Origin of the sequence: Acidicapsa dinghuensis, assembly GCF_025685685.1 — a bacterium.
GTDB classification, from domain to species: Bacteria; Acidobacteriota; Terriglobia; order Terriglobales; family Acidobacteriaceae; genus Acidicapsa; species Acidicapsa dinghuensis.
The window spans coordinates 82,964-105,078 of the sequence record NZ_JAGSYH010000009.1 but is presented as its reverse complement, the minus strand read 5'-3'; the positions used below and the strand labels follow the sequence as shown (position 1 = coordinate 105,078).

At 59.5% G+C, this 22,115-nt stretch carries 15 protein-coding genes; 2 read left to right on the top strand and 13 right to left on the bottom strand.

From position 1 onward, the window contains the following. Positions 1-4: 4 nt before the first annotated feature. The 4 genes from OHL22_RS22565 to OHL22_RS22550 form a co-directional block, all read right to left on the bottom strand. Positions 5-2,692 carry an ABC transporter permease gene (locus tag OHL22_RS22565; protein WP_263342060.1) on the bottom strand — a complete coding sequence of 896 codons (2,688 nt, stop codon included), beginning with the start codon at positions 2,690-2,692 and terminating at the stop codon, positions 5-7. Between the two features lie 102 nt (positions 2,693-2,794). Next, positions 2,795-5,530 (bottom strand): ABC transporter permease, encoded by a 2,736-nt coding sequence (locus tag OHL22_RS22560; RefSeq protein WP_263342059.1) that lies wholly within the window; start codon positions 5,528-5,530, stop codon positions 2,795-2,797. A 51-nt stretch (positions 5,531-5,581) separates the two neighbouring features. After that, on the bottom strand, positions 5,582-5,941 hold the full coding sequence (locus OHL22_RS22555) for a PadR family transcriptional regulator (RefSeq protein WP_263342058.1): 360 nt from the start codon (positions 5,939-5,941) through the stop codon (positions 5,582-5,584). 118 nt (positions 5,942-6,059) lie between these two features. Continuing rightward, positions 6,060-7,646 carry a VWA domain-containing protein gene (locus OHL22_RS22550; protein WP_263342057.1) on the bottom strand — a complete coding sequence of 529 codons (1,587 nt, stop codon included), beginning with the start codon at positions 7,644-7,646 and terminating at the stop codon, positions 6,060-6,062. A 172-nt stretch (positions 7,647-7,818) separates the two neighbouring features. Between OHL22_RS22550 and OHL22_RS22545 the strand changes: the two genes are divergently transcribed. Then, entirely contained in the window at positions 7,819-8,853 is a 1,035-nt protein-coding gene (locus tag OHL22_RS22545) for an MBL fold metallo-hydrolase (RefSeq protein ID WP_263342056.1), read from the top strand. A 189-nt stretch (positions 8,854-9,042) separates the two neighbouring features. On the opposite strand, the gene OHL22_RS22540 is transcribed toward OHL22_RS22545, so the two are convergent. The 3 genes from OHL22_RS22540 to OHL22_RS22530 form a co-directional block, all read right to left on the bottom strand. Continuing rightward, a complete protein-coding gene (locus tag OHL22_RS22540; RefSeq protein WP_263342055.1) occupies positions 9,043-10,083 on the bottom strand; it encodes a S1/P1 nuclease in 1,041 nt (346 codons plus the stop codon). A gap of 156 nt (positions 10,084-10,239) precedes the next feature. Continuing rightward, positions 10,240-11,094: an SDR family oxidoreductase gene (locus tag OHL22_RS22535; protein WP_263342054.1), complete on the bottom strand. Its 855-nt coding sequence runs from the start codon at positions 11,092-11,094 to the stop codon at positions 10,240-10,242. After that, entirely contained in the window at positions 11,066-11,716 is a 651-nt protein-coding gene (locus OHL22_RS22530) for a GNAT family N-acetyltransferase (protein WP_263342053.1), read from the bottom strand. The genes OHL22_RS22535 and OHL22_RS22530 overlap by 29 nt, the downstream gene beginning before the upstream one ends. Before the next feature lie 60 nt (positions 11,717-11,776). Here OHL22_RS22530 and OHL22_RS22525 point away from each other — a divergent pair, with 60 nt between their 5' ends. Further along, a complete protein-coding gene (locus OHL22_RS22525) occupies positions 11,777-13,051 on the top strand; it encodes a YncE family protein (RefSeq protein WP_263342052.1) in 1,275 nt (424 codons plus the stop codon). A gap of 17 nt (positions 13,052-13,068) precedes the next feature. Here OHL22_RS22525 and OHL22_RS22520 read toward each other — a convergent pair whose 3' ends face one another. The 6 genes from OHL22_RS22520 to OHL22_RS22495 form a co-directional block, all read right to left on the bottom strand. Next, positions 13,069-13,473: a nuclear transport factor 2 family protein gene (locus tag OHL22_RS22520; RefSeq protein WP_263342051.1), complete on the bottom strand. Its 405-nt coding sequence runs from the start codon at positions 13,471-13,473 to the stop codon at positions 13,069-13,071. Between the two features lie 84 nt (positions 13,474-13,557). After that, positions 13,558-14,091: a DinB family protein gene (locus OHL22_RS22515; protein ID WP_263342050.1), complete on the bottom strand. Its 534-nt coding sequence runs from the start codon at positions 14,089-14,091 to the stop codon at positions 13,558-13,560. A 130-nt stretch (positions 14,092-14,221) separates the two neighbouring features. After that, entirely contained in the window at positions 14,222-15,820 is a 1,599-nt protein-coding gene (locus OHL22_RS22510) for an alpha/beta hydrolase (RefSeq protein ID WP_263342049.1), read from the bottom strand. Between the two features lie 174 nt (positions 15,821-15,994). Further along, positions 15,995-18,745, bottom strand: coding sequence for an ABC transporter permease (locus OHL22_RS22505; RefSeq protein WP_263342048.1), 2,751 nt, complete (start codon positions 18,743-18,745; stop codon positions 15,995-15,997). A gap of 16 nt (positions 18,746-18,761) precedes the next feature. Next, complete coding sequence (locus tag OHL22_RS22500; RefSeq protein ID WP_263342046.1) at positions 18,762-21,593, bottom strand: ABC transporter permease; 2,832 nt, start codon at positions 21,591-21,593, stop codon at positions 18,762-18,764. Between the two features lie 100 nt (positions 21,594-21,693). Next, positions 21,694-22,026 (bottom strand): PadR family transcriptional regulator, encoded by a 333-nt coding sequence (locus OHL22_RS22495; protein ID WP_263342162.1) that lies wholly within the window; start codon positions 22,024-22,026, stop codon positions 21,694-21,696. Between the last annotated feature and the right edge of the window lie 89 nt (positions 22,027-22,115).

Genomic DNA, 22,115 nt, shown 5'->3' with positions numbered 1-22,115 from the left:
TTGGTCATTCATTGCGCAGAACCGACAGCACATCGGTTCTGGATGCGCGTATTGCTGGCAGTAACGCGGCACAGAGGGCAACAGCCGTCATCAGAATCAAGGCGCCCGCCATGATGGCTGGATCATGTTGGCCAATTCCAACAAGCATCGAAGCTACGAGCCGGTCTGCGAACAAAGCGATGAACAAACCGAGAAGACCGCCAAGATTAATGATTATGGAGGCTTCACTTATTACCAAACGGACGAGGTTTACACGAGAGGCTCCAAGCGCGAGACGAATGCCCATCTCGCGAGTACGCTGCGAAACCAGGTAGGCAAACACACCAGCGACGCCGACCGCAGACATCACAACCGCGAGCACCGCAAAGGCTGACATCAAGGCCATGATTGCCTTTCGCTTTGCTACCTCGGCAGCAACGTTGTCATCCATCGTCTGCACGCTGAAAATTGGGACTTCCCGATCTGCATCGGCGACGGCATGGACGATACCCGGTGCAAGCGCTGCTGGAGCTTCTTTAGACCGAACTGCTATCTGCAACGCGTGCAAAGGCTCCTGCGTGAGTGGCAGATAAACCTCCGGTTCAACCGGCTGCAGTAGGCCATTGTGGGGTACATCTTCAGCTACACCAACGATTGTTGCCGGAATGAATTGTGGGGTGTCGGTTTCGATATAGCGCATGTACATTCGTTTCCCCAAAGCGTTTCCACCAAAGAACCGTGATGCGAGTTTGCGATTCACGATCAGTACACGCGGCGCAGTCGCCGTATCATCGGTGCGAAAGCTTCTTCCTTGGATGACAGGTGTCTTCAAAGTGCGAAAGTAGTCCGGTGATACAGCTATGAAAGTGACGAGATGCCAGGGATCAAACGGTGGATTGGGATCATCATCCAGAGAGAAACGCGTTTTAAACGTGTTATCGAGGGGGAGCGAGCTGGTAAGCGTGGCTGTTTCTGTTCCGGGCAATGCCTGCAGACGTGGAAGGAGATCTGCTGCGAATCTTCTTACTGCAGACGGCGATTGATACGAGCTGCCATCGAGCGAGAGCGCGGCGGTCACGGTGTTGCTGGGATCGAATCCAGATTCATAGCTCATCACATTGACAAAGCTACGAATGAGAAGCCCGGCGCACGAGAGAAGTGCTATCGAGGCTGAGACCTCAAGTACGAGAAGGACGTGTCTCAATCGGCGATGAGAATGTCCAGCCGTTATTTTGTCTGTATTCGACTGCAGACCTCGAAATGAACGTGATCCTGTTGCATTGATTGCGGGAACAATGGCAAAGAGCACCGTTGTGCCTATTGCAAGCGCGATGGCGAATAGCAGGATTGAGCTGTCCAGGTGGATCGCGTTGCCAGATTTGCCGAAGAATGAAGCAAGCGCCGTGATGCCGCTGGAAGAGAAAGGCAAAAGAGCCGATCCACGCAGCATCGACAAGGAGAGCTGGACAAGAACGAGGCTTGCAAGCGATGCCGCGAGGGATAACAGGAGGCTTTCAATGAGAAACTGCCGGATAAGCCGACCTCGCGTGGCGCCGAGCGCTTCGCGAACGGCGATTTCGTGGGCTCTGGCAGCGGCGCGCGCGAACTGCAGGTTTGCCACGTTGGCGCAGGCAACCATGAGGACACAAGCCACGCAGGCCATGAGCAGCAGAAGCGATTTGCTGTAGTCGCCGGTGACGTACTGCTGGAGCGATTCCACGCGGACAACATATCCGCTGGATGAGGTGGCCCAGCCAGGCGGGTACATGTGTTTTCTTGATTCGAAGAGTGTCTTTACCTCTGCGTCGGCCTGCCGAATGGCTACTCCGTTGCGCAGCCTAGCGATAGCCATTACGCCGGGCTCTGGTCTGCCGTCAAAATTTGTGTTTGTAGGGAGTGCCGCGGGTGTGTAGATGTCCGGTTCGATGGAGGGGTCTGGAAAGACGAAGCCGCGAGGCAGCACGCCAATGACGGTGTGATGCTCGCCATTGAGAACGATCGATTTACCGATGATGCTGACGTCGGCTCCGAAGCGATTGCGCCAGAGCCGGTCACTGATCAGCACGACGTGGCCACCACCTAAAACGTCTTCTTCCTTTGCGATATTGCGGCCGAGCTGTGGATGAACCTGGAGCGTATCCAGAAGGCTTGCGGTTATGCCCATGCTGGTTACGCGCAGCGGGATTTTGCCGTCAGTCAGGTTGGCGTCTGCTGTTGCAACGAAGCCGCCGATCCGCGCGAAGGAGTGGACGCCACCGGTCTGCATGGCAGCGAAATCCGGTGCGAATAAGGAGTTCATCGCCGTGCCGCGGAAGTCGGCTGCGATGAAAGTCAGCTGGTGGGCGCGCGGAAATGGCAATGGCTGCAACATCAGCGTGTCGACGGCGGTGAAGATGGCGGTCGTCATACCCATGCCAAGAGCGAGTGTAAGACCGACCGTGAAGGTGAAACCCGGACTTCGCCACAGGGCGCGCAAAGCATAGCGAAGGTCCTGGCGGAGATGTTCGATCCATGCGATGCGGCTGCGGAGATGGAATTGCTCTCGTGCTGCGGGAATGCTGCCGAAGGTGGCGCGGGCGCGGCGTCTGGCTTCTTTGCTGGGTAGGCCAGAGGACTCCAGCTCATCTGTTTCAAGCGCGAGATGAGTGCGGATTTCTTCGGTGAAGTCTTCGGCGCTGCGGCGTTTGCGACGGAACGGATTGCGGAAAGGCATGGGGACCTCGGAATAAGAGATCAGAGAGCAGGGGACAGAGATCAATTCGCGGTTGAGGGCTAACAGTTAGCAAGCTAAAAGCTGAAAGTTAGTTGATACGCGTTAGTCGCAGCGGAGGGCCTCCATGGGGTCGATGTGGCTGGCCCGGCGAGCAGGGAGCCAGGCGGCGATGCAGGTGATTCCGCAGAGGAAGATGGCGGAGAGTGTGTAGATGGCGAGGTGCGTTGGGTTGAAGAGCGCGGCCAAAAATCGAGTGGAGCCAGCGGGATTAGCAGAGTTTGCCAGGAGAGGGGTGCTGGCGCCCTGGGCGCTGTTGGTGACGGTGATGGAAGAGACAGTTTGAGTCAGGGCCAAAGTCAGCAGGAGGCCGGCGGCGAGGCCAAAGAGAGTGAGCGCGAGGGATTGGCGAAGGATCATGCGCTGGACGTGACGGGGCTCGGCGCCGAGGGCCATGCGGACGCCGATCTCTTGCGTGCGCTGGGCGACGGAAAAGGCCATGACTCCGTAGAGGCCGACGGCGGCGAGCAGGACGGCAATGCTGCCGAGGACGGTCATGAGGCTGGCGGCGACGCGCTGCGGATAGAGAGATGCACCGATGAATTCGGCGAGCGGGACAGAGTCGAAGACGTTGACGTTGGGGTCGATGGCGTGGGTTTGGGCGCGGAGGACGGCTAGGGCGGTATCGGGATCACCTTTCGTCCTGACATAGAAGGCGAGCGATTCGTCTTCGCGGTAGAGCTGGCGGAAGTCGACGTAGAAGTAAGGGGTGGCTGGCTCGTTGAGGTAGTGGTACTTCGAGTCTTGCGCGACGCCGACGATGCGGAACCATTTTCCCCAGCCATGGACTTGTGCACCGAGCGGGTTGCGGTTGGCAAAGAAGCGATGGACGAAGGCTTGGCTGACGATCATGACGGGCTGGGTCTGTTCGGTGTCGGCAGCGGTGAAGTTGCGCCCGGCGACGATGGGGATGTGCATGAGGTCGAGGTAGCCGGGGGAGATGACGTTGCGGAAAATGTTCATGTTTTCGCCGCGGGTGCGGGCGTAGCCCTGGATATCCAGCTCTTCCCACCAGGAGGGCTCGAAGCCGAGAGGGACGCCGTCGGAGTACGCGACGTTGGTGACGCCAGGGGCGGAGAGCATGGCGGTTTCGAGGCGGCGGCAGAACTCTTTGCGCTGCTGGAGGCTGTATCCGGCGGTGTTGAGATAGAAGCGGCTGAGGAGCACGTGGTCAGGTGAGAAGCCGGGATCAATGTGGAGCGTTTGGCGGAAGCTCTCCGAGAAGAGGCCTGCGCCAGCGAGAGCGACGAGAGCGAGTGCGACCTCCGAGCAGACGAGAGTGGAGCGGAGGCGGTGATGAGCGCGGCCTGCTGAGCCGCTGCGGCCGCCGTCGTTAAGTTTGGCGCTCAGGTTCATGCGGCTGACTTGCAGGGCGGGGGCAAGGCCTGCGGCGAGTGCGGCGAGGCAGCAGAGACCGAGGGTGAAGGCCAGGATGCGGCCGTTGAGCTGAGTATTGAGGGAAAGAAGCGAAGAAAGCTCGCTGGGTGGCATGAGGAGCTTGAGGCCGTGAGCGAGCAGAGGTGTGGCGGCGAGGCCGAGTGCGGAGCCGAGCGCTGCGAGGAGGAGCGACTCGGTGAGGAGCTGGCGGACGAGCCGGAAGCGGCCTGCGCCGAGGGCGAGGCGGGCGGTGAACTCCTTTTCGCGAGCCGTGGCACGGGCGAGGAGCAGGTTGGCGACATTAGCGCAGACGATAAGCAGAACCAGGAGGCTTACCGCCATGAGGATGCGCAACGGACCGACGAGCAGGCCCTGCGGGCCATGGGGCGATTGCCAGAGGGGCAGTAGGGTCGCGGTCATGCCTTCGCTGACGTCGGCGTTGGCGACGGCCATGTAGCGGGCGAGGGAATCGAGCTCGGCGCGCGCCCGTGGCAGGGTCACGCCGGGGGCCAGGCGGACGATGCCGAGCATGTTGCGATTATGGCGATCGCGGAGCATCCACTCTTGCACACCGTTGAGGATGGGTTGCTGCATGTACGGGATCCAGAGGTCGTAGGCGGTTACGGGCATGGATCCGTGAAATGCGGGCGGGGCGACGCCAATGATGGTAAGCGGGTGCTGGTTCACGCGGAGGGTCTGGCCGATGGCGGCGGGGTCGGCGTGGAAGTGGGAGCGCCAGAAACGGTCACTGATGACGACGAGAGGGAAGGCGTTGGGAGTGTCGGCGTATTCGGCGGGGGTGAAGACGCGGCCGAGTTGGGGCTGGACGCCAAGGACGGCGAAGAAGTTGCCGGAGACCAGCTCTCCCCAAACGCGTTCCGCGCGGCCGTCGTTTGCGGACTGGGTGACGGTGAAGGCGTTGGGTCGGGTGACGGCTACGCCCGAGAGAAGCTTGAGGCGGTCGCGGAAATCGATGTAGTCGGGGTAGGAGTTGGGGATCTGGCTGCCGTCGGGAGCGATGGACTCGAGAGTGACGAGGCGGGATGGGTCGGCGACGCCGCTCAGCGGCTGGAGCAGGACGGCGTCGATCCAGGTGAAGGCCGTGGTGCTGACGGCGATACCCAGTGCGAGTGTGAGGATAGCGAGGACAGTGAAGCCGGGATTGCGGAACATGGTGCGCGCCGCAAAGCGCAAGTCCTGGCGAAGGTTTTCAAACCAGACGATGCGGCCCCGCAAACGGAAACGTTCCTGAGCTGCCGCTTTGTTGCCGAAAGCGACGCGGGCGCGGCGTGCGGCCTCCTGTTGGCTTGTGCCCTCTGAAGCGAGTTGGTCGGCTTCGATGGCAAGGTGGCTGCGAATTTCTTCGGCGAAGTCTTCGGCGCTGCGCTGCTTGCGGTGGAACATGGCGGCCTCGGTGGCAGTGGTTGGTGATGAGTGACAGATGTAAGTGTTGAGCTACGACTCTTCGGATTGCGGGGAGAGGATGAGGCCCATGGCGCGGGTCAGGCGGTTCCATTGGCTTGTTTTTGTGTCGAGTTCTTTGCGGCCTTTTGCAGTGAGGGTATAGAAGCGGGCTTTGCGGTTGTTTTCTGAGACGCCCCATTTGGCGCTGATTAGCTTCTGGTCTTCGAGGCGCTGCAGGGCCAGGTAGAGTGAGCCGTGGTCGACGAGGAATGTTTCTTCGCTTTGGTGCTGAATGGAGCGGGCGATGCCCTGTCCGTGGACTGCGCCGAAGAGGAGCGTTTTGAGGATGAGCAGGTCGAGGGTGCCTTGCAGGAGGGCGATGCGATCGGAGTCGTCACTTTGGGTCGGCATACGACAGGAGTTTGACAGTTCTTGGGTCGGATGTCAACAGGAACTGTGGAGAGAGCGTGGACGGTGATTAGAACGAGCCTTTCGTATCGAAAGGGTTCCTTGTGCGAATAGCTCCGTCCTAGTTTGCTTCTTGTGCCACCCTGTTCCTTGGAGTCAGAAGTCTCGGGTCAGGTGTAAGAGTTGCAGGCGCGGCGTCAATGTCTTTGCGGCTCAGATCCAATGCGCCGATTCTCTCGCCATCCCTGGTTGCAATTGCTACGCGCACATTTTTCGTACTGCGTGGCAGCCGCAATGTGAATTTTATTTCGGGCTTAACGTTGGCGAGCCTGGATGCATCCTGCGAGGTCGCAGTCAGCTCATACTTGCCGACTTTTGAGGCGAGTACGTCTCCGAATCCAGATCTGCTGACTGCCGTTACGATGACGAATGTATTACTCAGGCCACGCTCCGCAGCTTCCCAACCCAGCTTGTTATCGTCCAGTTGAACGGTGATCTCCACTGTTTTCGCATCCGGATGCCGCACTATTTGCGCCAGGCTCACCTGCAGAGCCTTCATTGGAATGGCGGCTAGCGATGCCTCCGTAAGCATGTTCAACGTTTTATCGTCTGACTCCGCCGCTTCCTTCTGGTTTCGCGCAAAGAAGCCTGCTTTGGTCATCACATGCAGCTCAGGATTTCGCAGTTTCACCTGAATACGCCGGAACCCTCCATCTATCTTGTCGTCCGGAGGCTGATAGGTCAGTGTGTAATACTTCGATCCCAGCTGTACCGAGTCGTCGATTTCCCTGCTCACGTCATTCAGATCAAAGACCTTGCCACCAGTTTCGTATACAAATTCGGTGAAGCTGCTACCAGAAAACGGATTAGGGGTATTCTCATCTAAAGTCGAATTGCTGGCCTGTCTGGCCAGCTTTGCAAATCCGACCCGAAACTTGGGATAGATAAGAAAAAGGCTGATGCGCGACTCCACCATCATGTTGACCATGCGATGCAGGTACTGCTGTACCTTGTCGTAGTCCGGATCGGGTATCTCGTTTGCGGGCAAATTCGGACTGCCGCTGCCAATCCACATTACATTTTTGCGGCCAGGCAGGCCTCTGTTCTGTACTGAGATCTGTTGCAAAGCGATATAAGACTGCCGGATGCGATCCGATTTCCAATCGGGTCCGAGCTTGGATGGCAACATTCTGGGTAAATGATCCAATGCAAACAGCAGATCCTTCTGGCTGCGCGTGAAACCCTGCAGCAACTCCGTTGTCTGGTTGCCCACCACCATCAGCTCTGTTTCGCTGTTCAGTTCATCCGGCTGATCCAGCAGGAATTGCTGGGCCTGATCACGCACATATGCAAAATCTGAAAATGGAGTGTTCAATAGGTCCAGCAGGAGAACCGTTTTTGGAACCTCACCCTTTCCACTCTTCCCATCGTGAGCTTCGGGCTCTTCAAACGAAAAGATGCGTTCAGGCTTCTTGTCTTCTGTAATGCTGAAGTCATCCTGAGTAAGTCCCTTCACTACCGGATGTCCCTTTTTGTCGAGCACAGTCACATCCAGATACACCAGTGTGGTGGTGGATCGAATCACGGGAATGTTCCCATCCCCGTTGGGCGTGGACTGTTGTTGCATGGCCTCTCCGGATTGCGTCTGCTGTGCCGTGGATGAGGCGGGGAAGGGCAGCGCGGCGGCAGTGCCGAGCGAATATGCCATAACTTGCATGAGCCACCGAGATACCATCCACCGCCTCCGCAAGTTCTGTTTCTCAGGACGAATCGAGACCACATAGAGTCTCGCATAAACGCCTCCGGGCAGCTTGCGATACAAAACTGAAGCTGGGTCTGGCGGGCCGCATCCAATTTAGTGTTGATGCCTTAGGAGGACTGTGGCGGATTCGGATCGGTTGGATGGGGATGTGAGGGGGTTCCGGCAGAGGGCTGGAGTGCTTTGGCGCACGGCTAAAGTGTTCTGGAAGTTCACCTTTGATAAGCCGGCGTGGACGCGGCCGCGCGGGGTTATTCCGGTGGTGAAGATGACGCGCGAGGAACTCTTGGCGGCTCCAGACCGGGCGCTTTGGCGGCTGGGGCACTCGACGGTGCTGATGAAGCTGCGCGGCGGATTCTGGCTGACGGACCCGGTGTTTGCAGAGCGGGCTTCTCCGGTGAGGTTTGCCGGACCGAAGCGGTTTCATCAGCCGCCGATTTCGATTAGCGAATTGCCGCAGTTGAAGGCGGTGGTGATTTCGCACGATCACTATGACCATCTGGATAAGGCGGCGATCAAGAAGCTGAGGGACAAGGCTGATTGGTTTATTGTGCCGCGTGGGGTGGGAGCAATCATCGCGGGCTGGGGCGTGGATGACGCGAAGATTGTGGAGCGCGACTGGTGGGAGCCGGTGGAGATTGGCGGATTGCGGCTGACGTCTGCGCCTACGCAGCATTTTTCAGGACGGAATCTCTTTCATCGCAACGAAACGCTTTGGACGGCGTGGGCGATTGAGGATGGCGATTTCAAGATCTTCTACGGGGCGGATTCGGGGTACTTCTGTGGTTTTGAGAAGATTGGCGAGCGACTTGGACCGTTTGACGTGACACTGATTGAGAATGGCGCGTACAACGTGCGCTGGCCGGTGATCCACATGCAGCCGGAGGAGACGGTGAAGGCGCATCGGGATCTGCGTGGGCGCTGGCTGATTCCGATTCACAACGGAACGTTTGATCTGGCGATGCATGCGTGGACGGAGCCGATGGAACGGATACAGGCGATAGCCGCGCGCGAGGGCGTGGATGTTTGCACTCCGCGATTTGGCGAGATGGTGCGTCTGGAGGCTATGGAGCAGGGAAGCTGCTGGTGGCGCGGGGTCGATCCGGTGGGTGTGAATGTGAGTGCGCGCGAGTATGCGGCGGATGCTCGGGGATGATGTGCCTGGCTTGCAGAGGACGCGCTGACTGTTAATAAAGATCAGAAATCTCGCCTCAGGGGCTGGAGCCCGATGATGGCGTTGGTTTTGTGCCGGGGATAAATCCCCGGCCTACCTTTTTCACCTGTCATCACAGGCTTTCAAGCATCCTCAAGCGGCCCTCATCCGAAGGCCGCTTTTGTTTTGGGGCTACTTCAGGTTTTCGTTGAGCAGTTTGGCGAGGCGTGCTCCGGCGAGGGCAACACGGGTTTGCGCGTCGAGGAAGGCCTGGTCGTAGTAGTCCTGGGTTATGACGTATTCTGTACCGCCGGCAGGTTTTACGCCGGGACCGATGGGGATCTTGTAGGCGTCGGACTTGGCCAGGGCGAGGGATTCTGCAGCCCAATCATTGGGATCGGTGTCGGCGACTTTGTCCTCGGGCGCGGCGGGAACGGCTTGTCCGAAGGCCGCGGCGGGTGCGAGTGCGGTGATGGCTGAGCAGGAGCCGGGTAGCTGATCCCAGAAGGCGTGGAGCTCGCGCGGTGCGGTTTTGGAGGGTGCTTCGGGCGGGCACTGGAACTTCTTTTCGAGTACGGGCGAGAGCTTGATTTTGACGAGATTGCCGCCGGCATCGCCGGCGCTGGCATTGAAGCGGTTGCTGCCGTGCAAGGGCTGGTGAATGTCGCCGAGCATGTGCTCAAGCCAGATGACTTCGTAGGCCTTGAGGGCGTCGCTGTCGTCTGAAGCGATGTGCTGGCGCATCACGCTGATTTGTGTGGCAGCGTTGGGGGCGGGAGTATCTGTGGGATAAGTGGCGCTGTCGGAGGCAAAGGGTGCATCGACGAAGTGCCAGTAGCCGTGGCTGTCTTTGTCGGTGAATCCGACGACGGGGTCCTGGCTGACGCCGTGGGGCGGGGTATCGGAGTCGTGGAGGCCCTCGTGCTTGATGCTGTCCGGCCAGGTGGCGGCGCGCATGAAGAGGTACTCATCTTCGAGATCGCCGGTGGTGCCTGCGGGGAGCTGCTGCACCCACTCGTTGTATCCGGCAATGGTGCCGGTGGTGCCCTTGAGCGCGGGGACCTGTTTGAGCAGGGCGATGACGCGGGCTTTGGTTTGGGGGGTGAGAAGTTGCCATGCTACGTAGGCGACGGCTTCATGACCCGAGTTACCCCAGGACCACGAGGACTGGGGAAAAACGAGGAGAAGCGACAGCACGGTAGCGAGGGTAGCCCTGCAAGCGGTCTTATGCATGAGTAGCACTCCTTACGCGAATCGGTTGTGCGGGAACGTGGACGCAGTTATAGCACAGATACACGTAAGTGAGGCGAATGATCTTGTCGTTTCAGCGTTTTTGGGGTGATGGACGGCGTTTTACCGAGAGTGAAACAGGGTTCGGGAGGATGAAGGTTACAGGAAGAGCTCTTTGTTATCGGCGAGGAACTGGGCAAAGGAGGTCGATTCTTTGTCGGTGACTTCTTTGACTGCCGGTGAAATTTTAGCGGCTTCGCCACGATGATAGCTTTCGTAGTCTTCGACAATGCCCGCGGCCTGCCACTCGGGGAAGCCTTGAGAGACCAGAGCGTTGAGAAGCATGTCGCCGGTGATGTTGATGAATTCGATGGGCTTGTCGAGGGCGGCGGACAAGTGCGCGGCTATCTCGGAGTGGGTGAGGCTTTCGGGGCCGGTGAGGTCGTAGGATTTGCCTTCGAGGTCCGGGCCGGACAGAGCTTCGGCGGCTACGGCAGCGATGTCGCGCACGTCGATGATGCTCAGGCGGGCATCGCCGATGGGAGCGTAGATTTTGCCCTCGCTTGCGAGGGTGCCTTTGAATGCGGCGAGCGATTGCATGTATTGATTTGGGCGAAGCATGGTGAAGGCCATGCCTGAAGTGCGGATGGCGTCTTCTACTACACCGTGGTAGCGCAGGAAACGAAGCGAGGAACTGGAGTCGGCATCGAGCTGGGAGAGATAGACGATGTGTTTAACATGGGCTTCGGCTGCGAGACGTACGAAACGAAGCTGCCGCTCTTCCACTTTTTCCGACGAAGGTGTAACGAGGAATGCTCGGTCGATGCCGCCGAGGGCGCGGCGGAGGCTGGGCTCATCATCGAAGTCGGCTACGACGTAATCGATGCCGGGACCGTAGGTCTTAGGTGATTTTTCGGCACTGTGGACCATGGCGCGTAGAGGTATCTCGCGTGCCGTGAGGAGCTTGATCAGTTCAGTTCCGTTTTTACCGGTGGCCCCCGTGACCAGAATCATGCGCAGCATCTCCAGGAGACGGAATCTCCTGGGATTTTGATGCTGTTTTGTCGGTGCGTAGATGGGTAGCTCGCCAGGTATGCCATTCTTCGCGGGTGATCTCCCAGTTTTCGCTGGGCAGGCGGCCGCAGACATAGTTGCTTTCTCCAGTGGAGACGAGACGCATGCCGGTTTTTTCGCTGATGCGACGCGAGGCGATGTTGGCTGTGGCTTTGCCAGTGCTGAGGATTGGATATCCGAGAACATCGAACCAGTATTCGTTGGCAGCTATGACGGCTTCGGTCATCAGGCCCTGGTTGTGATGTGTGGGATCAAGCCAGAAGCCTCGGTTGTGCATGGGGACTGCTGGATCAAGGGTGCGCATGAGGCCAATGGCGCCAACGATGATTTCGGGCGCGAGTTTGAGGCGGAGGGTCCAGTGCCACTCATTGTTGCTAGCGATAGCAGGCATCGCGAGATCGCGGTAGTAGGTGAGAACGCCGTCTGGCGGATATGGCCAGGGGACGATGGCATTGAGATGTTGAACGATAGTCCATTGAGGAAAGATATGCTGCACCTGCTCAGCGTCTTCAAGAGCGAGAGGGCGGAGAATGAGGCGTCGGGTTTCGAGTGCAGGGGTCATGCGACGAGTTCATGGTAGCAGCGTCTTGCAGATGAGAACTTGCATGCGGATGTGGATAGAATGCGAGGCATGATGATGCGGCTTGTGATTGCGGCATTTGTACTTGCAGGTTGGGCTTCTCAGTCTATTGAGACTGCTCAGGAGCAATTCGCGCGGCTGCAGAAACAGGCGGCGGAGGCGAAGAAGGCCGGCGAACACGCAGCGCGCGTTGCGGCGGTAGTGGAGCTGGCAAAGATGCTGCATCATTCGCCGGCGGTGGTGATGTCTGAGGCGCGTGTGTATGCGGAAGGGAACGAGAATGAGCGTGCGCTGGCTGCATTGAAGGAATTCGTGGATATGGGGCAGACGGATGACGCGATGTTGCAGGGTAAAGCCGCGCAGTTTGCGGCGTTGCAGGAGATGCCGCGATACCAGGCAATTCTCGATCAGATGAAGGCAAGTGAGAGTGCGGTGCAGCGTGGGGAGACGGCGTTTTCGCTGAAGGATGCCGGAGTGCTTGCAGAGGACATGGATTACGATCCGTCATCGAGAGGCTTTCTGATGACGAGCGTGCTTGAGAAGAAGATTGTGCGTGTGTCTGAGAAAGGCGAGATTACCGACTTTGCGAAATCGCCGCATGGCTGGTCGATGATGGCGATCAAAGTGGACACCGTACGCGGCCAGGTGTGGGCGACGGAGTCGGCGATCGATGGGTTCAGCAATGTTGCGAAGGAGGATTGGGGACGCTCTGAAGTGTTGTGCCTGGATCTCAAGACCGGTGCGGTGCGGCAGCGTATCGATGGAGGAAAGCGAGCACTGGGAGATATGGCGCTAATGCCGAGCGGCGAGCCGATTGTGAGTGATGGCGAGGGCGGCGGTGTATATCGAGTGAAAGATGGGAAGCTTGCGCTGATCAATGGAAGGGATTTTATTTCTCCGCAGACGCCCGCGATGCTTGCAGATGGAAAGCATGCTCTGGTGCCGGATTATGTGCGTGGGATCGGATCGCTCGATCTTGAAACCGGCGATGTGCGGTGGGTGAATGAAGAGGGTGGTGCGGCGCTGAGTGGAGTTGATGGTGTGTATGTTGCGCAGGACGCAATGCTGCTGACACAGAACGGCACAACGCCAGAACGCGTTATGCGGATGCGCACGAAAGATTCATGGACACGGGTTACAACGCAGGATGTTATTGAGCGCGGACCGGAGCTGGGTGATCCGACTCATGGGGTGGTAGTGGGTGAGTGGTTCTATTACATCGCTAATTCAGGCTGGGACAAGTTGGATGAGCACGGTGATGTGAAGCCGGGGATGAAGATGTCCCCGGCGCGAGTGATGCGGTTCCGCCTGAAGTGAAGTTGGTGAAAGCGCGGCTACCAGGGTTCGAAACAATCGTAGTTGTGTTGAAGGGCGATTTTGCCGTCGCGGAATTGGAAGAAGATGGCGAAGTACGCCTTCATCACAGAGCCCGCGGATAAGGCCCCGAAAGGAATGGCGAGAGTGCCTGTCCAGACAGCTTCGACGGCGGCGCGGTTGCCCTGAGCGATGGCGGAAACGATCTCGTAGTGCTGGCTGGTGAGGACCTTCTTTCCCATCTCGCTGCGCTGGATCAGGGAAACGAGATCGCTACGCTGGCCTTTGGGGTTGAGGCGATTCGGGAACTCGATTTGAAGCATATCTTCAGTGAAGAAGGCGCGCGTGGATACACCCGATTCGATGGAAGCAAAATAATCTCGAATGAGATCGAGATGGGCTTGTTCGAAGTCCGTCAAGGTCATAAATCTTCCGACAATCTGGTTGTATGTTCATGCAGGCACGCCTGACGTTACGCTGCGGAGCAGGAGCTTATGTGGGGCAGGAGTTTACTTGACACCCTTGCTCGGATCCCACGCTCCCTGGAGTTTGCGGACGTAGAGGATCTGGCCGATGTGATAGGCGTTGTGCGTGGCGACGTGTGCGATGAGCGAGGCATTGGCAGCGAGCTTGGCGTCATCCGCTGCGGCGACGGCAGTGTCCCAGTCGGTCATCACCTGGTTGAGTTTCTTAACGAGTTCATCCCATTGCGCGGGGCTGTAATCGTTGAAGGTTTCGTCATTGTTGCTTGGCGCCGGAGTGGCTTTTTCGCCTTTGAAGCGAGCCAGAGCCTGCGTGTCCCAAAACCAGATGTGATAGGCGAGTTGGCCGACGGAGTGCTGGTCTTTGCCGGGAGTCCATTTGGCCTGATCGGCGGTGAGGCCGGCGACGGCAGTGCTGGCGGGGACGAACCAATCTTCTACATCGTGGGTTGAGTGCAGTTCTTCGGTGAGGACGCCGCGCAGGTCTGTGGGCGGCTTTTTGGTTTGAGCGAGGGATGCCGCGGGCAGTGTGAGGAGAAGCAGGAGAGCGAGATTTTTCATGAGATCTTCCTTTACTGCTTTCAAAGTGCGGGAAGTATAGCGCGCGGCTTTGAGAAATGTTGTCAGTAGATTGAGTGGTATGAGGGATTTGTGGTCACACGATGCCAGTTCAGGCGTCGCACGAAGGGCATTATCGCCGGAAGGAGTAGTAATTGCCCTGTGCATGCTGCATGGCTACTAGGCCGAAGCGCTGTGAGGGAGATTCGTCGCTGGCGAGGATGGAGTGAATGTCAGCGAGGAGCGGCCAGTTGTCGCTGAAGTAGGAGTGGCCGAGGAAGTCGGTATCGATGAGCGAGGCATCGATGGTGTCGAGACCGGGGACGATGAGCAATGGTTCACCGGCGCGGGGATTGCCGTGGATGCGGCGGGAGGCCTGCAGGGCTTTGTCGTTGACGGACTCGTAGAGGGTGATGCGGGTGGAGAGGCGCTGGAGAGCGCCGGCGAGCTCGGCGAAGGTCTGCGCATCGATGTCGGGCGCGGCCAGGACGAGATGCGTTAACCGCAGGCTGGTGGCTGGGTCGCGGCTCATGTTGTTGAGAGCTTCGCAGACGGCGCGGTTGCCCATGCTGTGCGCGATGACGTGGATGCGTGTGGCTCCGGTGTATTGAGCCAGCAGATGAAGGAATCGCTCGAAATGCGGAGCGGACCATGCGACGTTGGTTTCGTCGCGCAGATAATCGGCAAAGTGGCCGAGTGAGGGCCAGCTGTAGAAGATGGGCGCTCCAGCGAATTGGAGGTCGAAGGCGACCTGTCCTGTGCGGCGGGCGGCGTCTTCAAAAGACACATTGTAGCCGTGGACGAAGACGAAGGCATCGCGGAGTGGAGAGCTCTGGACGGATGCCGTGATTTGCTGGAAGAACTCCTGCTCGGCGAACGAGAGCGTTTGCTGGAGCAGGATGTGCTTGCTGGGGTCGGGGCGGAACTCAAGGCGCAGGATGGAGGGTGATTCGAGATGGCCGGTCTTGTGGACTTTAGGAATCGAGACTTCGCAGAGGCCGTAGTGGAGTTGGCCGTTGGGGGAGCGGTTGGCGTCGTAGCCGATGTCGAGACCGGATAACGAGGTCTGGTTGCGATCTGTCGCGTAGAAGACGCGGACGATGCTGGCCTGCGTGTAGGGCTGGGTGACGCGGGTTGGGGACGGCTCCGGAGCCATGACTGGTTGCGTCGAAAAAATTCGGGTGAATTCGCCAATCGTGCTCTTTTCAGATGCCGGTGAGGGCTCTTGCGCCATGCCCGTGCGCGTCACTTGAGAGGGCCTAAGACCCTGTATGCGGGAGCCTTCCGCAAGAGTGGCTCTTTGTGAGGGTGCAGGGGCGGAGAAGGTTGGAATATCGGGCTTTGCGGCGGATGGTGTCGGAGGTTCTACTGCACCGGCGTGAGGAGAAGCATTATCGACCTGCGCCAGCATATCTTCGAGAGAATCGCCTCCGGGCATTGCGCTGATTGCGAGCAGATTATAGATTTCGCCGATCCATGCGCCGCACTTTTGTGTGGAGGTGAAGAAGAAGTCGGCGGACTCGGGCGGGAAGCCGCCATCGAAGCCGTGGTGTTGCAGAGCGACTGAGAGATGCTGAAGCAGGCTCAGGACTGCTTCGCGGGTGAGGAGCAGGTCGGCGAGGGTGTGGAAGAGCCAGTCTTCGGGCAGCGGACGGTTGTGCTCGCGTAGGGTTGCGGTGAGCGCCTGCTCGAAGATTTGCCGGGACTGGCTGGGAAGGTCTTCCTGGTTCACCACGCCGCCTTTTGCCGTGCGTGGGGGCGCTCGGCGGGGAGATGGTGAGAGTTATACCAGAGTTTGTTAGGAGTGACGGTTAATGCTCTCCGTTGCTCATTCGCAGCAGTTTTGTGCCGGGGATAAATCCCCGGCTTACTTTTGGACAGGTTTGTCAGCGTCCTCGCTCTGCTGTTATTCGCAGCGGAGAGCGGTCATGGGATCAATGCGGGTGGCTCGGCGGGCTGGCAGCCATGCCGCGAAGACGGTCATGACGGCGATGATGGCGACAGCAGTCGAGATTGATAGCGGATCGAGCGGGCTGAGCTCATAGAGTTGGCTCTTAAGGATGCGTGTTGTAGCGAGCGCGACGGGAACGCCGATGACGAGCCCGACGGTGAGCAGGACGATGGATTCGCGGAGGATCATCCAGAGCAGGCTGTTGGATTGCGCGCCGAGGGCGAGGCGGATGCCGAGTTCGCTGGTGCGGCGGGCTACGGAGTAATTGAGCAGACCGTAGATGCCGATGCAGGCGAGGAAGACGGCGAGGACTCCGAAGAACGCGGAGAGCTTGGCGATGAGGGACTGAGTGGAGATGGATTGATCGACCTGTTCCTCAAGACTGCTGACATTGGTGACGAGGATGTTGGGGTTGGTCTGAGCGATGGCGGCGCGGATCTGGGAGACGAGAAGCTGGCGGTTCGCGCCGGGGGCATAGCGGACGAGGAAGTTGCCGTAGAAGCCGACGTTCTGGGTGCAAGGGAAGTAATCGGCCATGGTTGCGTCTTCGGTGAGGCCGAAGTACTTGGCGTCTTTGACGACGCCGACGACTTCAATGTCGTTACTGTGCGCGGTGTCTTCGCCGAAGCCGAAGCGACGGCCTATGGGTGATTCATTCGGGAAGAAACGGTGCGCCATGGTTTCGTTGATGATGGCGACCTTGGGTGAGGTCTGCGTGTCGTGATCGTTGAAGGCGCGGCCAGCAACGAGGGGAATGCCCATGGCTTCAAAGAAACCGTTGCCGACATTATTGTTTGCGACCGCGCGGCTATTTTCGGGCGTGCGAGGTATTCCGTTGAAGGTGACATCGGAGGTCCAGCCGCCTTCGTTGAAGGTGAAGAAGGCGAAGCTGTCGGCCTTGACGCCGGGGATGGACTGGACGCGCTGCTCGATCTGTTCCTGCAGATGAACGGAGCGGATTTCATCGGGCGTGCCATGGGGGAGATTGGCGGTGCTGGAGTCCATGGAAAAGAGAAGGGTGTTGCGCTTGTCAAAGCCCGTATCGATGGATGTGAGCTTGAGGAGGCTATGCAGGAAGAGGCCTGCAGCGATGAGGAGCAGAACCGAGAGGGCGACCTGACCGACGATGAGTGAGCGCGAGAGTGCGCCGCGTGTCTTGGCGGAAGAGCTGCCGCGACCATCTTTGAGAGCAGGCGTGAATTCAAGACTGGTGGCCTTGAAGGCAGGCAGCATGCCGAAGAGAAGCGCGGTCACGACAGTGATGCCGAGCGTGAATCCAAGGACTGGCAGGTCTGGCGTGAGGTTGACGGGAACGGGCTCGGGGCCAGGCGCGGCCATGTTGAGCAACATGGCTCCGGTGCGCCAGGCGAGGGCGACGCCAATGCCTGCACCGAGGCAGGCGAGCAGGAGGGATTCGGTTAAAAGCTGAATGACGATGCGGGCGCGGGAGGCTCCGAGGGCCATGCGCACGGCGATTTCGCGTGTGCGTGCGACGCCGCGTGCAAGCAGCATGTTGGCGATGTTGGCGCAGGCGATGAGGAGTACGAGCGCGACGATAGTCATGAGGATCTTGAGCGGCAGGCCGAAGGCGCGGCGCAGACGAGAGATGCCGCGCTCTGCGGGAGTCAGCTCGATGCTTGCATGCTGGATGGCTTGCAGTTCTTTTTGCGAGGGTGGGTTGCCGACGTATTCGGCGCGCAAAACCTGCTTGAAGAATGCGTTGGTTTCAGCGCTGGCCTGGCTTACTGAGATACCAGGTTTGAGACGTCCGATCAGATAGAGCGACTGAAAGAGCTTGTCGTTGAGACCATTCCAGCCGGGCGAGACTTCTTTCTCCATGGAGAGCGGAATCCAGAGGTTAGTGGACTGGCCAACGGTGACGCCGAAGAAGCCGGGCTGGGCTACGCCGATAAGGGTGTAATCATGCTCCTGTATGTGGATGATTTTGCCGAGAGCTGATGGGTCGCCGTGAAATTGCCGCTGGAACCACGCGTAGCTTGCGACGGCGACGGGGCCAGCGCCGGCTGTGCGATCGTCGTCCGTGGAGATGGTGCGGCCGAGGAATGCTGGTACGCCAAGAACAGAGAAATAATTGCCCGAAACGAGATCGATGTGGACCGGAGTGTAAGGTGCCCCGTCGATGGAAGCGTAGTTGCCGAGCTGGAGGCTGCAAAGAGAAGCAATACCGGAGAAGCTTTGCGTCTTCTGGCTGATTTCACGGAAGAAGGGATAGGAAAAAAGCTGGGTTTTGTCGTCGGGTAGACCACCTGCGCTTCCCGCGGCTCTTCCGGGTCCGAAGAGGTATAACTCTTGTGGCTTGAGGACCGGCAGGGGGCGCAGCAGGATTGCGTTGAGCAGGGTGAAGATGGCAGTGTTGGCACCGATGCCGAGCGCGAGCGAGAGCAGCGCAATGAGTGTGAAGCCGGGGCTCTTGAGCATCATGCGGAAGCTGTAGCGAAGATCGTGGAAGAAGTTGTCGAGGACGCCTTCCCAACGCGAGGACCAGACCTGATGCTTCACAGCGGCGACGCTGCCGATCTCGGCTCGCGCGGCGCGGCGGGCTTCGCGCGGGCTCATACCGGCGCGCTGTTTGTCCGCGGCTGAGGAGGCGGCGAAAGAGGCTAGTTCTTCGTCAAGCTCGCTGTCGACGCGAGGCTTGGAAATCAGGGAGCGGAGGCCGGTGGTGAGATTACGTAACCAGGTCATTTGGATTCCTCGTGTCCTACTCGCAGCGGAGAGCGATCATGGGGTCGACTTTGGCGGCGCGGCGGGCGGGTAGCCATGCGGCGACGACAGTGATGAGAGCAACGACGGCGATGGCGCCGGCAAAGGTGATGGGGTCAGTGGCGGTAAGGCCGTAGAGTTGGTCGCGAAGAAGGCGGGTGAGGCTCAACGTTAGCGGGAGGCCGACAGCGACACCGATGATGAGGAGCAGCAGGGATTCGCGGAGGATCATCCAGAGGACGGTCTGGGCCTGCGCACCGAGGGCGAGACGGATGCCGATCTCGCTGGTGCGGCGGACGACCGAATAGCTCATGACTCCGTAGAGGCCGATGGCGGCGAGTACGAGTGCGAGGATGGAGAAGAAGCCGCAGAGGCGAGAGACCAGCGTGAGCTGAGTCATGAAGCCGCCGATGTGCTGCTCGATGGTGCGGATGTCGATGATGGGCAGGTTGGGGTCGACCTGCGTTACAGCGGAGCGAAGATCGGCAATGGTTTTTGCGGGGTCACCAGTGGTGCGGGCGAGGATGACGCTGGCGAAGCGGTCCTGATTTTCTTCCTGCGGGACGGGTTGGCCTGGAGTGGGAGGGCCAACGAAAGCCACGGGCGCCATGGGCGGAATCTGCGCAAGAGGAATCCAGATCATGATGGGCTGATCGGTCTGGCGTGGATCGATGTTCTTGGTGTCGCGGGCGATGCCGACGATGCGCCACGGACCTTTCACGGAATCGATGTCGATGGTGATATTGCGGCCAATGATGCCGCCTTTGGGGAAGAAACGGCGGGCGGCGGATTCATTGATGATGGCGACCTTACCGGTGGTCTGGGTATCGGAGTCACCGATGGCGCGACCAGTAATGATCGGAATGCCAGCGGTCTCGAAGTATTGGCCCGAGACGCGATTGAGGACGGAGTTCATGCTCTCTTTGGGCCCGGGTGTGTAGCCCTCGATCTTGAACGAGGAAGACCAGTTGCCCGAGCTCATGGGCGGGGCGGCGGCGAGCGCTGCTGAACGAACGCCGGGAATGGCGGAGATGCGTTCGAGCAGCGACTGATGCAGAGCGGGAGTCTGGCTGGGTTTGTAGCCGACGAGCTTGGGGTTGATCCAGGCAATAAGCAGATGCGAGCTGTCGAAGCCAAAGTCCTGGTCCTGGAGATTTTGCAGTGTGCGCAGGAAGAGACCGGCAGTGATGAGCAGGAGCAGAGACAAAATGACCTGCGCGGCGACGAGCGACTTGGGCAGCAGTTGAGCGGAGCGGCCTGCAGTGGATACACGGGTGTTACTGGTGAGTGAGCCGGCTCCGGTACGAGCGGCGGTAAGAGCCGGTGCGATGCCGAAGAGCAACGCCGTGGTGACGCAGACGCCGAGCGTGAATAGCAGAACGGCAGGATCGGGTGTGGGGGACAGGGCTGTGTATCCCTCACCGTTGCTGACATACGCGATGAGGACACGCGTCGCCACGAAGGCCAGGGTCAGTCCGAGCGCGCCGCCGAGGAGCGAGAGCAGGAGCGTTTCGATGAGGCTCTGACGCAGGATGCGGATACGGCTGGAACCGAGAGCAAGACGGGTTGCGAGTTCACGCTGCCGGGCGGTGGCGCGAGCCAACAAGAAGTTGGCGAGATTGGCGCATGCGATGAGCAGGACGAGCCCCACAACACCCATGAGTATCCAAAGCGATGCACCGTAGCGGCTGCGCAGGAAGGATGCTCCGCGCGCGGCGGGAATGAGCGGAACGGTGTGGCGGGCGATTTCACCCTCGCGCGCTGGGGTGATCTGGGTGGCGTCATTGGCGCGGATGCCGGTGCGGATCTGCTGGTCGAGCCAGGCCTGCGATTGCGCGAAGGCTGCCTTGTCGTTGGCGGCCTGTGGGCTGAGGCGGGCGAAGAGCTGCAGGAAGTAGGGCCCATCGCGGGTGAGGAAGGATGCCTGGCTGAGGACCTGGGGCTGCATGCTGATGGGTGTCCACAGATCGGCGGCTACGAGATCCTGTTTGAGGCCGTGGAAGGACGGAGGCATGATGCCGACAATGGCGAAGGGTGTGCCGTTGACGGTGAGAGTTTTGCCGAGAATATTGGGGTTGGCGGAGAGCTGCTCCTGCCAGAAGTGGTAACTGAGCACCACGACGGCTCCGCTGCCGGGGGTGGCGTCATCGGTGTTATTAATGGCGCGACCCAGGAATGGGTGGGCGCCGATCAAATCAAAATAGTTGCCGGAGACCAGTGTGACGGGCGCGAGAATGGCTGCGTCAGTCGAGGCGCTGCCGGGCAGGCGGATGCTGGCCTTGTCGGAGAAGCTGCAGTACGAGGCGATGCCCTGGAATGGGCCGTGGTCAGAGGCAAGCTGGCGGGCGAAGTACCAGGGAAAGAGACCATAGTCGCCTAGATCGATGCCGCCGGCCACTCCGGAGCTGCTGGTTTCGCCGAGCGTGACGAGCTGTTCGGGGTGTTCGACGGGAAGGTTCTGGAGTAGAACCTGATTGAGCAGGGTGAAGATGGCGGTGTTGGCTCCGATGCCGAGAGCGAGCGAGAGCAGCGCGACGAAGGTGAAGCCGGGGCTCTTGAGGAGCATGCGCAGGCTGAAGCGCGTGTCCTGGAGGATGGCGTCGAAGGTGCCTTCCCAGCGGGAGGACCAGACCTGATGCTTGACGGCTCCCATGCTGCCAATCTCGGCTCGCGCGGCGCGGCGAGCTTCCCGCGCGGACATGCCGGAGCGCTGTTTGTCAGCGGCTGAGGCAGCAGCGAATGCGGCGAGCTCTTCATCGAGTTCGCGGTCGACGCTGGGCTTATGGATTAGGGAACGGAGGCCGTGGGTGAGGTTTCGGAGCCAGGTCATGGTTTCCTCTTGGCGGGGATCTTTTGATAGCGGGTCTTGTTGATCCCAGGTCTCAAAGTCGAGACCTGGGGCACCCGAATTTGCGGAACGTCGATATGCCTCAGGCCTCGAGGATGCGGCGAATGGCGGCAGCCTGGCGGTCCCATTGTTCGGTTTCGGCTTCGAGGGCATTACGGCCCTTGGCGGTCAGCAGGTAGTACTTGGCGCGACGGTTGTTTTCGCTGGCGCGCCATTCGGATTTCACATGACCGGCGCGTTCCATGCGGCTGAGCGCAGGAAGGAGCGAGCCGGGGTTGACGCGGAAGACGCCGCCGGAGACCTGCTCGATGCGCAGGGCGACGCCGTATCCGTGCATGGGCTGCAGGGCGAGGGTTTTGAGGATGAGCATCTCCAGGGTTCCCTGGACGAGATCACCTGACTTGGGCTCCGGGATGGAAGGGGCTTTCTCGGATTCTTCAGATTTGGGAAATTCGGGCAAGGCCGGTTTCTCCTCTCGATTATCAAGAGGAGAAACCTGTTCCT